Origin of the sequence: Clostridium beijerinckii, assembly GCF_036699995.1 — a bacterium.
Lineage (GTDB): Bacteria > Bacillota > Clostridia > Clostridiales > Clostridiaceae > Clostridium > Clostridium helianthi.
Map to the genome: position 1 here is coordinate 2780401 of NZ_CP144906.1, position 13474 is coordinate 2793874.

Annotated in this window: 8 protein-coding genes; 7 read left to right on the forward strand and 1 reads right to left on the reverse strand. The window is 28.6% G+C overall.

All coding sequences use genetic code 11. From position 1 onward, the window contains the following. Window positions 1-116: 116 nt before the first annotated feature. The 5 genes from PZA12_RS12900 (at window position 117) to PZA12_RS12920 (ending at window position 7381) form a co-directional block, all read left to right on the forward strand. Window positions 117-659 (forward strand): NADH peroxidase, encoded by a 543-nt coding sequence (locus PZA12_RS12900; RefSeq protein WP_078115570.1) that lies wholly within the window; start codon window positions 117-119, stop codon window positions 657-659. Window positions 660-1342: 683 nt separating this feature from the next. Continuing rightward, complete coding sequence (locus tag PZA12_RS12905; protein ID WP_078115569.1) at window positions 1343-3754, forward strand: EAL domain-containing protein; 2412 nt, start codon at window positions 1343-1345, stop codon at window positions 3752-3754. Between the two features lie 141 nt (window positions 3755-3895). Then, complete coding sequence (locus PZA12_RS12910) at window positions 3896-4657, forward strand: EFR1 family ferrodoxin (protein WP_078115568.1); 762 nt, start codon at window positions 3896-3898, stop codon at window positions 4655-4657. A gap of 218 nt (window positions 4658-4875) precedes the next feature. Further along, entirely contained in the window at window positions 4876-6051 is a 1176-nt protein-coding gene (locus tag PZA12_RS12915) for an SAM-dependent methyltransferase (protein ID WP_078115567.1), read from the forward strand. Window positions 6052-6319: 268 nt separating this feature from the next. Then, the gene (locus PZA12_RS12920; protein ID WP_078115566.1) at window positions 6320-7381 is read left to right on the forward strand and encodes a galactose ABC transporter substrate-binding protein; all 1062 of its coding nucleotides are present in this window, start codon (window positions 6320-6322) and stop codon (window positions 7379-7381) included. Window positions 7382-7633: 252 nt separating this feature from the next. Here PZA12_RS12920 and larA read toward each other — a convergent pair whose 3' ends face one another. After that, complete coding sequence (gene larA, locus PZA12_RS12925) at window positions 7634-8908, reverse strand: nickel-dependent lactate racemase (RefSeq protein WP_078115565.1); 1275 nt, start codon at window positions 8906-8908, stop codon at window positions 7634-7636. 294 nt (window positions 8909-9202) lie between these two features. On the opposite strand from larA, the gene PZA12_RS12930 reads away from it, so the two are divergent. Both PZA12_RS12930 and PZA12_RS12935 read left to right on the forward strand, forming a co-directional pair. Beyond that, window positions 9203-9811: a copper homeostasis protein CutC gene (locus PZA12_RS12930; RefSeq protein WP_078115564.1), complete on the forward strand. Its 609-nt coding sequence runs from the start codon at window positions 9203-9205 to the stop codon at window positions 9809-9811. 284 nt (window positions 9812-10095) lie between these two features. Beyond that, the gene (locus tag PZA12_RS12935; protein ID WP_103699025.1) at window positions 10096-13083 is read left to right on the forward strand and encodes a sigma 54-interacting transcriptional regulator; all 2988 of its coding nucleotides are present in this window, start codon (window positions 10096-10098) and stop codon (window positions 13081-13083) included. The last annotated feature ends 391 nt before the right edge of the window (window positions 13084-13474 follow it).

Consider the following 13474-nt stretch of genomic DNA (forward strand, 5'->3'; position numbering starts at 1 on the left):
AGGTTATGAAAGTAAGAAAGAATAGAAGGAAAAAAGGATATAGATGTTGAAATATATATAATAAGGTAATTAACCTAATAAATATTTATTGAAATGATAGTGAGGAGAGAGAATTTATGAAAAAATTTGTTTGTACAGTGTGTGGTTATATTCATGAAGGAGAAACAGCACCAGAAAAATGTCCAGTATGTGGTGTAGGATCAGAAAAGTTCATAGAGCAAAGTGGGGACTTAGCTTTTGCTGATGAACATGTAATTGGAGTTGCTAAAGGTGTTGAGAAAGAAGTGATTGATGGATTACAGGCGAACTTTATTGGAGAATGCACAGAAGTTGGAATGTATTTAGCTATGTCAAGACAAGCTGATAGAGAAGGGTATCCAGAAGTTGCAGAAGCATATAAGAGAATAGCATTTGAAGAAGCAGAACATGCTGCTAGATTTGCTGAATTACTTGGTGAAGTAGTAGTAGCAGATACAAAAGCTAACTTACAAGCTAGAGTTGACGCAGAACATGGTGCATGTCAAGGTAAGAAGGATTTAGCAACACTTGCTAAGAAATTAAACTTAGATGCAATACATGATACAGTTCATGAAATGTGCAAGGATGAAGCTAGACATGGAAAAGCATTTAAAGGATTGTTAGATAGATATTTTGAATAGAGCAGATTACTAATGATATGTTCTTATTAAGCTAATTTATACATATTATTAGAAAGCGTTCATAAAGAGCAAAAAAGTCAGATTAGGTTGAGAACTTAATCTGACTTTTTTTATTCTTTATGAAATTATAACTAAGTCAAATATATGAATAACTTTTAAAAGTAGCAGAAATATATAGTATTGAAAGCAGATTTTCTTGTAAAAATCGTGTATCCTTATAAATAATAAAATTAACATAGTAAAGTAATTTTAAAATCAGAATATTATTAAATATAGTTCATATTATTAAAAAACGTAGATTATAAATTTACTAAAATTTCTAAAATGAATTAAGAAAAAGCGCCTATTCAAAAAATATAATATAATTATTTCGTATATATAGTTGTTATTATTTTATAGCCTGCACAATAAAGAAGCGCTTAAAATAGTATTAAGTAAGTAGAATTAAAATAAGTAATAATAATTTTTAAAAATTAATTATATTTAATTTTAAGTTTAGATACATTAATAAAAACATTGAATAGTTAAAAGATCAATACTAGAATTATATTATGTGAAAGAATGTTGAAATATGGAATTAATGTTTTTAGGTGTTAAAGTATAGTAAAGATTATTAATTATATAAATCTGAACTTTTTTGTGTTTTATGCTGGAGGTGGGGTATTATTAAGACTACGTTATTTATATTATTATTTTTATGTTGCGTTTTTTATTTATTTTTAGGAATATACGGCTATAGGATAGATAAGAAATCCAAGACAAATCAGATATTTTTATATATTTGTATTTGCTTTGTACTTTGGTCAGGTGGATATGCAATGATGTTGACATCCGACAACATCAATGTAGCATTTTTTTGGAGAAATTCTTCGGTTCTAGGGTATTGTTTTTTTAATGGACTTTGGCTATACTTTGCATATTTGCTCAATAATACAGATGATTTTGAATATATTTCAATAATAAAATTTTTAGCATATGTTCCAACTACTATATTATTTATTGGAAATGTTATAGTAGAACCATATTCAGCAATGAATAAAGAATATTATGGTTGGATTGATGTGGCTCCAGAGTTGTTCCCTCAAATTTTATATATAATATGGGCGATAGTAATAGATATTGCAGGTGTTATAGTGCTGTATCTGAGAGGTAAATATTCTAAGATAAATAGAGTAAAAAAGCAAACTAAAATTATTTTGATAACTTGTACAATGAGTATCATTATAGGCATAATTACAGATTTTATTTTGCCTTTACTCGGAGTAACTATTTTTCCATCAGCAGTATTAACAGGAGTTATAGCTTTAGGAGGGATCTACTATGCAATAAACAGGCACAGAATGATGTTGACTACTCCAAAATATATATCAGAATATATTTTTAACAGTGTAAACGAGCCAATATTTATTTTAAGTGAGAACTTTATTATTCAAAATTGTAATAATGCATCATTAAGTGTAACTAATTATAAAATTGAAGAAGTCGAAGGAAAAATATTTAGTGAATTACTTAGTAATGTTGATTTTGACTTAAGTGCCATAATTAAAAATGCTTATGCAAAAAATATAGAAGTTAACTTGGAAACGAAATATGGAAATAACATTACCTGTGAATTATCCGGCACAGTTATATATGATGAATATAGAGATATATTAGGTATATTGATATTACTACACGATATTTCGGAAAGAAAAAAAATATTAGAAATGGAAAAGAGCTGCAATTTAAAACTAGAAGAAGCCAATATTATGCTTAAAAATCAAATTCAAGATAAAATAAGGGCTGAGGAGAAAATTCGTCATTTTGTATATTATGATCCTCTTACAGAACTTCCTAACAGAAAAATGATGTTAGAAAAGCTTAATTTGCTTATAGAAATTGAAAATAATGGTTTCGCGATGCTTTTCATAGATTTAGATGGATTTAAAAGTATAAATGATAATTATGGGCATCAACTTGGTGACAAAGTTCTCAAAAATGTTGCAGACACATTAAAAGGTATAATAAGTGATAATGATATAATCAGCAGAATTGGTGGAGATGAATTTGTAATTATAGCAACTAATATAAAATCCACTACTTATGTTAAAGAAATTGCTGAAAGTATTCAAAAAGCATTGAAAACTCCTTTTATTTATAATGGGGAGGCTTTAAGTGTCGGAGCCAGTATTGGCATAAGTATATTTCCTGAACATGGCAAGGATACAGATACTTTAATTAGAAAAGCAGACATAGCCATGTATGAAGTTAAGAAAAATGGTGGTTATAATTATGCTTTATATTCATCAAAAATAAATGATGAATTTCTTGATAAAATCGATATCAAAGAGAAATTAAATAAAGCCATGAAAAACAATGAATTTATAATTTACTATCAACCAATTATAAGTTTAAGGTCAATGAAAGTTCTATATTCAGAAGCTCTTATCAGATGGAAGCAAGGTGATAAAATTATTTCTCCTGCAGAGTTTATTCCAATTGCAAAAAGTGTAGGTGAAATAATACCAATTGATAATTGGGTATTAGAAAATGCCTGTAAGCAATGTGAAATATGGCATGAGCTTGGAGGCAATGAATTTAGTATTTCAGTTAATGTTTCTTATTCACAATTAAAGCAATCTGAGTTCGTATCAATGGTTCAAAGTATATTGAATCATTACTCGCTTCCAGCAAGGTGCTTAAATATGGAAATTACTGAAGATGAGGCTATGGAGGACTTTGGTACAATTACAGGAATACTAGAAGAATTAAGAAAAATAGGAATTAGAGTATCTTTAGATGATTTTGGTACAGGCTATTCATCTCTTAGTTATGTCAATAGATTACCTATTGATATGATAAAAATTGATAAGTCCCTTATAGCTAATTTAGAGAAAGACTATAAAAGCGTAATGATTGTTAGATCAATAATAAATTTAGGGCACAGCTTGAGTCTTAAGATTATTGCAGAAGGAATTGAAACACAGGAACAATTTAGAATTTTAAATGAACTTAATTGTGATTATATTCAAGGCTACTTAATAGGAAAACCAATGGAAGCATTAGAGTTTGAGCATAGATTTATTAAAAAAGAAACTGAAATTATGAAATCATAAAAATTAGAAGTATTTTACTAAAATATGACATAGATATAAGATCTATCCGTATGCTAAAAATGGATAGCTTCTTAATTTGCACAGATGAATATTTGGGGTGTAAAATTCAAGTTATGAAATATTTATTAAGGAGATTTAAAAATGGAGACAACTATTTATTATTTTACTGGAACAGGAAATTCGCTTAAGATAGCTAAAGATTTAAGTGAAAATATCACCAATTGTCGATTGGTACGTATATGCAAACGTAATATGAATATAAATGAAGTAACGTCTAAAAGGGTAGGATTTGTTTTTCCTGTTTACTATAGAGGGCTTCCTAAAATAGTTGCAAAATTTATAAAAAACTTAGAGGTTAATTCAGGTAAATACTTTTTTGCAGTAGCTAATTTTGGAAGCTATGCAGCATTAACCTTTGAGCAAATTGATGCTATATTAAGACGTAAAGGAAAATCGCTTTCAGCAAATTTTAGTGTTGAAATGCCTGGAAATATGTGGTTTATGTATTATCCTCATCCGAAAGAAGACTTCATTAATCGAATGAATAATCAATCAAAGATAACAATTGATATTGCAAGAATGATTAATAATAACTATGAAAATAATATTCCTGTCATAAAAAACAGAGATAAAGAAGAAAAGATGTATAGAGATTTTAATCCAAATAACATTGACGAAAATTTCTGGGTTAGCGAGAAATGTATAGGCTGTGGCATTTGTTCTAAGGTATGTCCGGCTGAAAATATAGAAGTTATAGAAACAAAACCTTCGTGGAAACACCGATGTGAACAATGTCTAGCATGTATTCACTTATGTCCACAGACAGCAATTGAATTTAAGAAAGATTCAATAAATAAAGAAAGATATAAAAATATATTTATTGAAATGAAGGAGCTCTTTTAAAATCTATTTCCTTAAGTTTAAATTTCAAAGGATGCGCTGGTTGTTTAGCATGTGTTTAGATAATTGGTACTAAAAACAATAGTAATGCATACCATATAAGTAAATTTAAAGGGAAGGACCAATGGAAATAAGTGGAATTATTGATGTTTTAGACTATTTAATTATAAACTAGATATAGAATTACTAGCTGTTTCATTTTTGTTTTTAGGAGGAAGAGCATGGATATTGATAAGATATTTTATAAAACATTATTTAAGAATCTGTTTAGCGATCCTGTAGAAATAAAATTTTGGGATGGAACTACTGAAAAATATTTAGAAGGAGAACCAGTTTTCAAAATTATTTTTAATGAACCAATTTCCAAAGCTGATATTATTAAAAATCCATCATTAGCATTTGGAGAAGGGTATATGACTAAGAAAGTAGATATAGAGGGAAGTGTTAAAAAAGCTATAGAGTCTATATATAATAATAAGGATAGCTTTTTGAATAATAGTAACATGTATTCAAAGCTTCTAAGAAAAGCTTCAAATAATATCAAACATAGTAAAGAAAATATTGAGTTTCATTATGATATAGGCAATGATTTTTATAAACTATGGTTAGACGATACAATGACATATTCATGTGCGTATTTCAAGACACCTAGTGATTCACTGACACAAGCACAAAAGAATAAGGTGCTACACATCCTTAATAAATTGGACTTAAAAGAAGGAGAAACTTTACTTGATATAGGATGTGGATGGGGTGAATTAATTATTTCTGCAGCTAAGGAATATAATGTGAAAGCTACTGGAATAACTTTAAGTTCTGAGCAATTTGCAAAAGTCAAAGAAAAAATAGATAATGAGAATCTGAACAATCTAGTTGATGTTCAGCTTGTTGATTATAGGGAATTTAAAGATAGGCAATTTGATAAGATAGTTAGTGTAGGTATGCTGGAACATGTAGGAAAAGATCATATTACTGAATATTTTAATACTATAGATAGATTATTAAATGATAAGGGATTATCTTTACTTCATTGCATAACATCAGTTACAGAAGGTGGAAATAATACTTGGATAGATAAGTATATTTTTCCAGGTGGATACGTTCCATCTGTTTCAGAATTGATCTTCTCAATGTCAGATAAAAATTTCAATGTAATTGATGTAGAAAATCTTAGATTGCATTATGAAAAAACGCTAGAACATTGGGCAAGTAATTTTGAAAATGCTTTACCTGAAATAAGAAAAACTAAGGATGAAACATTTATAAGAATGTGGAGATTATATTTAAATGCCTGTGCAGCATCTTTTAATAGTGGAAATGTTCATATACACCAATTTCTATTTGGCAAAGGAGTAAATAATAATTTACATTGGACTAGAGAGTATATGTATAAATAATATTATCTAAAAGTTTTGGCCATATTTTATAATGAATTCTTTTATTAGTACCATTCATTATAGGATATGGCTATATATATGTTGCAATTCACAATGCACAGTTCACAAGCCATAATTACGGCTGAAATTTTTGAAATATCTTTAGAATTATGATGAAGAATTATTTTATTTCTAAATGATTAATTTGAATAAATTTTATATTTATATGCAACCTAATCAAGAGTAGATATATAATTTTGAGTATTTATATCTAATGGGAGGTATTATAATGAAAATATTTAATAAAAGAATTGCGACGGTATTGTTTACTTTAACTATTTTTTCATTGATATCTATAACTCAAGTTAAAACAATAGCAAGTTTGGATTCTAACACTAGTAGAGTGTCTAATATAGCAGTAATATTTTTCGTAACTGATGATCCATTTACTATGAAAGTTATTGAAAGCCTAAAGAATATAGAAAATGAGAATCAAAATAAAGTGAAATTTACTTTTTTAAATCCTAAGAACAATATAGCAATACAAGATGAACTATTAGATGCTGCGTTACAAACAAAATATGATTTGTTTATATTATATTTACCAGACAGAAGAGAAAGTACTGTAGAAAGTGTTATTAACAAGATTAAGCAAAAGAATAAACCTTTAATACTAATGAATATTATACCTGAAGTGGCTTCAAAAGCTTCTAAATTATATGATAAGGTTGTTTTTGTAACTCCTGACTCGAAGAAAGCTGGCATTGCTCAAGGTAAAATTATTGCTGATTTTTGGAATAGAAATAAAAGCGGTTTAGATACAAATGGTGATAATATATTACAGTATGTTTTGTTGCAAGGTCCATCTGATGATCCACAGCCCATTGATAGAAGTAAATATGCAATATCAACGCTTAATGATTCTGGAATAAAGACGCAAGAACTTGCTAGAGTAAATGCTAATTGGTCTAAGGATTTAGCTAAAAGTTCTATTGATAATCTGTTCCTTAAATATAATGGAAGAATTGAAGCAATAATTTCAAACAATGATGCTATGGCAATAGGAGCTATTGAGGCATTACAAAAATATGGATATAACAAAGATAATAAGTCAAAAAATATAGCTGTTGTTGGAATTGATGGATTACAAGAAGCAAAAAATTTAATTGATAAAGGAATCATGACTGGAACTGTTATTCAAGATCCAAGGATTGAAGCTGAAGTTTTATATAATGTTGGAATGAATTTAATTAAAAATTTAAGCCCAACAGAAAATACAGATTATAAAGTTGTTGATGGAGAAATTATAATACCATTTCCGTATGATACATATATACGTAGCATTAGTTAATCATAAATAGGAAAGCTTTTTAAAATAATCCTTGCATCTGAAATTGTTAATGATAATGAACTTTTTAGAGTAATATATTTCTTAAATTCTTTCTTGTAACTATATATTAAAATACTATGATATACGTACTTGACACTTCCTGATGCAAAAGAATTTAAAAAATTGCATGCAAGTAAAGCATTATTTTAAGTTAAGCTGGTACTTTTGCTCAAAAAATACCAGCTTTTTAATAGTGTTACAAGCTAATGATTATTATTTAACAACTACACCTACACCATTTGGAATGACTACAACATCTGCATCTTTACCTTTTATGTCATATGCAATGCTTAATGCTTCATCAAAAGTATAAGCGTGTTTCATATGCATACTCTTAATCATATTAGGATCGCACATATCTGTAACTACGATCACAGTATAGTTACATAAAATTCGTGTTAAAATTTGAATCTCCCATTGATCAGGTATTGTTTCATTTCTAGGAACTTTTAATATTTGTTCAAGAAGTTCTTCAGGAGATTTTGAATTTGCTATAGTTTCGTAAAAAGATTGGCCACCATGTCCATCGTTACAAGCGGCTATCATAATAATTACTCCGCCTTTCTTACATGTAGCTTCTGCAGCTGTCATACCCTTTACAGCTTGGTATATATTTTGATCTAGTGGATATCCCCCATTACTTGAAATTGCAATATCAGCTTGTATGCTTTTTACACTAGAAAGCTCCATAACAAATTTGCAACCTTCCTCATGGGCAAGTTTACTATCACCAGCAAAAGCATTTATAATATTTTTATCTTCATCTATAACTACATTTAATATAAATGCAAGATTTGCTTTTTCAGCAGCATAGAGCATATCTTTGTGTATAGGATTATCTTTTATAATTCCAGTCCTTGCATGATTGCTGTTAATAAATTCAGAACAGTGATTTGCCATTATGGTTTTTGCTGAAGCTATTCCAGGTAATATGCTTTTTCTTCCGCCAGAAAATCCAGCAAAAAAATGTGGTTCTATAAAACCTTCTGCTATTAGGAGCTCGGTTTCCATCGCTAATTTATTTAGAAACAACTCACCACCAGAAGGTAGTGTTCCCACATTTATTAAACTGCTTTCATCTGTTGAAATATGGTTTATAATCTCTTCGTTATCAACTATGGTTTGCCCGAATTTATTTATCATTTCATCTCTAGTTGTTGGTCTATGAAAACCTGTGGCTATAAGAATTTTTATGTTTATGTTGGGATTAACGTTCCTTATTCTTTGTAATAAAATTGGCATGGTAATTTTACTAGGAACAGGTCGTGTATGATCACTAGTTATAATAACCATATTATTTTTACCAATTACTAATTCCTCTAAAGATTTACTACCTATGCAATTATCAAGAGCTTTATTCACTATATCATTTTGTGAAATATCAGCTTTATAGGTATTTGCCTTGGAAACTAAAATGCCCTTTAGATTTTTATCATCAATGTTTATTTTTAAAGATTTTGTTGAGTATGGAATCTCGATTGAAGCCATAAAATAACCTCCCTAAATAAAAATAATTGTATTTACACTAAAATTATAACATACATTGCTATAATTGGTAAGGCCAATTTAAATGTTTTCATAAGTTGGGTAAAAATTCATTATAAATATTTTTTTAGGAATTCATATATGTATTTATTTGATTGACCGAGAAATGTTAAAATATATACAAGTTCTACTTATAGACTAGTAGAATAAAAAATCAATTTACTAGTCAATCATCGAATATATATATTCGATTTATGAGTTTATAAAAAACTAAAAGAAGAAAATAGGAGGTAGGTTATGATAATATTTGAAGCATGTGTGGGGAATTATGATGATGCAATTTTAGCTGCTAAAAGGGGAGCAAATAGAATAGAACTTTGTGATAATTTGATTGAGGGAGGAACCACTCCAAGTTACGGAACAATAAGAAAAATTGTTGAGGATCTCGATATACCAATAATGGTTATTATAAGGCCACGTGGAGGAAGCTTTACTTATACAAAAGAAGAACTAGAAATAATGAAATACGATGTAAAGATGTGCAAAGAACTAGGAGTTCACGGGGTGGTAATTGGTGCTGTAAAAGATTCTAGGGTAGATAAAGAAATAATAGAGGAGTTAGTTAACTTGGCAAAGCCTATGACAATAACTTTTCATATGGCATTTGACGAAGTTGAGGATAAAAAGATAGCTCTAGATGAAATAATTAAATTAAGAATAGATAGAATACTTACTAAGGGCGGATGCGAAAATGCTATGGCTGGAAAAGAATGTTTAAAAGATTTAGTTAAATATGCAGACGGTAGAATTTCAATAATGCCAGGAAAAGGAATTACTAAGGAAAATAGAGATTTTCTTTTAGAATATACAGGTGCAGTTGAAATACATGGTACTAGAGTAGTTTAATATTATATATAACTATACAAAAAGCAGAGTTTTTTTAACAATACTGTATTAAAGTCAGAGGGTTTTCGTAAATTCAATACATTATGGCAAAATAAACATATTTAATAATGTGGAAAAAATAGTAAAATGATTTATAATATAATTGTTACTAACGATTATTTATAGAGTTTTAAATAATATATATGTTGCAATGACGGCTAAAATTCTTCCAATATTTTTTGAATTATGATGAAGAATTATTTTTGCAACATATATATAATTAAACTAATACTGGGGGGAGAATTTTGCTGGAAAATAAAATACTGGAGTTAATTGAAAATGAGGACAAAAGAAAGCCATTAACCGACAGTGATATTGCTAAATTAGTAAATACGACTAGAGAATATATAACTCAATTTAGAACAGAAAAAAATATAAATAATTCTCGCCAAAGAAAAGAATCAATCCTATATAGTGATATAAAAAAAATAATTATTGAAGATAAAGATATTTCAGATAGGCAGCTATGCAAAAGGCTATCTATTCTTGGATATGATATTTCTAGATATTCAGTATCTCAGATTAAAAAAAGTATAATTTCAGAAATTTTTCCGCAGAATGTTGCTAAAAAATCAAATTTAAATAAAGAGCAATCGAAAAATTTTATAACAGTTAAGTCAGCAGTTGATAAAGATGGGACGGAAATTAATAATAGTCCCAATATAGATAATTCAAATAATGGCGATAAAAGTAATACTAATTATTTAAGAAATATTATAGGATATCACGGTTCGTTAAAAAATGCAATTAGTCAAGCAGAAGCAGCAGTATTATATCCACCTCATGGTCTCCATACTCTTTTACTTGGAGCTTCTGGTGTTGGAAAAAGTTTTTTTGCAGAGGCTATGTATAATTTTGCTATTAGTTCTTCGCACTTTGATAAGAATGCACCCTTTGTACTTTTTAACTGTGCTGATTATGTAGATAATCCGCAATTACTTCTTTCTCAATTGTTTGGGTACAGTAAAGGTGCCTTTACTGGCGCTAATACGGATAAGGTTGGCTTAGTAGAGAAAGCAAACAATGGGATACTATTCTTAGATGAAGTGCATAGATTACCAAGCGAAGGTCAGGAAATATTGTTTTATCTGTTGGATAAAGGAAAGTACAGAAGGCTTGGTGAAACTGAAAATAGTAGGACAGCAAATGTGATGATAATTGCAGCAACAACAGAAGATCCAAAATCATCCTTGCTACTAACATTCAGAAGAAGAATTCCAATGATAATTGAACTTCCATCTATTAACAACAGGCCTGTTAATGAAAAATATGTACTGATTAAAAGTTTTTTTTCACAAGAATCAGCTAGAGTGAGAAAGGAAATTACCATACGATATGAAGTCATCAGATCGTTATTGTTATACAATTGTCCAGGGAACATAGGACAGCTACGAAGTGATATACAAGTTGCATGTGCAAGAGGTTTTTGTAATTCCTTAAGTAATAATTCAAATGAAGTTGTTATCGACATAAAAGATTTACCTAAGCATGTTCCTCTCGAAATATTAAGTGTTAAGGATAGAGAATTAGTTTCAGAAGATATTTTTAATGAAGATTTGATTGTTAATCCTAATGATGTTGTAACTCAGAAGTCTAAAGATGATAGATATATGTTACCAGATGGAATATATAGTAATATAGAGGAAAAGTATTATAAACTTGAAAAACAGGGGCTAAGTAAAGATGAAATTAATAAAATACTTTGGAGCAAAGTGGAATTCAATCTAAGTAAGTTTGCAAAAAATATAGAATCAAATATGTTTTTTCCAAAGGAGGAACTAAAAAATATTATAGATGAAAGAATATTAAATGTGGTTGAAAAAGTAACTAATATTGCAAAACAATATATGGAAAATATTCAGGAAAATTTTTATTATTGTGTAGCAATGCATTTGAATTCAACTTATGAACGACTAAAACAAGGCAGGATAATAAGGAATCCTGAATCAGATTATATAAAGAAGGAATATTACAATGAATACAGAATTGCAAAAATATTAACTAAAGAAATAAATAATAGCTTAGATATTCAACTTCCAGAAGATGAAATAGGCTTTATCGCCATGTACTTAAAAACGTTTTCTAAGGTGGATGAGAATGTAAGCAGAGTGGCTGTTATTGTATTAAGTCATGGCCATGTTGCTTGCGGTATGGCTGATGTAGCAAATAAGCTATTAGGTACAAATCTTGCAGTTGGAATTGAAATGTCACTAGATGAAAATCCTCAAATTTTGCTTGAAAGAGCTATAGAAGTAGTGAAAAGGGTTAATGAAGGTAAGGGTTGCTTGATATTGGTTGATATGGGATCCTTAGTTACATTTGGAGAGATAATAACAAAAGAAACTGGAGTTCCAACTAGAGTCATTGGTAGGGTAGATACTGTAATGGTGCTGGAAGCAGTTAGAAGATCATTAATGGAAAATAGTAATTTATACGAAATCTCCCAAGCTCTTGATGGGGATAAGAATTACGTTGGTAAAGTTAAAGGCGCAAATAAGTATACTAAAACTATAATTACCATATGTATAACAGGTGAAGGGACCGCGTTAAAAATAAAAAAGTATCTTGAAGATGTAGTGCTAGGAAATACAAATAAAAATTTAAGAATCATATCAATTGGAATTATAAATAAAAATACTGCTCAAGATGAAATAATTAAAATTAGTAGAGATCATGATATAGCTGCAATAGTCGGAACTATAGATCCAGAGTTAGAAAGTATTCCATTTATATCTTTTCAGGATATTTTAAAAGAATCAGGTAAATTAAGATTAAAAGAATTCCTCGGAATAAATAAGAAACAGTTTAATCCTTTAATAAATGTCATTGATGAGGAATTAATAAAAGTTAATAATGATAGTTTTACCAAAAGTGATTTAATAGATGAGATGTGTAATCTTCTTATATCAAAAGGGAAAGTTAGTGAGAATTTTACAATGAGTGTGTATAAGCGAGAAATGCTTGGAGGAACATTGTTTGAAGGAATATTTGGAATACCTCATGGCCTATCAGAATTCGTTGAAAAATCATCTATAGCTATTTTTAAACTTAATAATCCTATTTTATGGGATTATAATTGTATGGTAGATGTTGTTATTATGTTAGCACTTGAGGAAAATGATGGGAAAGTGGTTAGGCAATTATTTGATACCTTATCAAAGACAGAAGTAGCTAATAAATTAAGAAAATCAAATTCTCCGAAAGAGATTTCAGACATATTATTAAAAATCTAACAACTATTTTAAGTTACAAGGTAGAAAGTAAAAATTTTATCTTGTAACTTTATATTTTTAAATATATATTACCTTTTCAGCATAGTTTTGGCACGGCGATTGCTTTAGAAATATTGTGAAGATGTAATCAAAGATAAAAAAGTATAAAAACTACATCAAGTAAAGAAGAAGTATGACCACTAGAAATATTAAAGAAAATTTATAGTAAAAGAGGAGGTAGTTTAATGACTTGAAGCATTGAGAAACTCTTGAGAAGAAATTTAGAAATAAATAACCTTGAAGATAAATTAAAAGCTGATTTTAAAATATATATTGTTACCTTTTCAGCATAGTTTTGGCATGATAATTGCTTTGTAAATATTATGAAGATGTAATCATGGATGAAAACGTA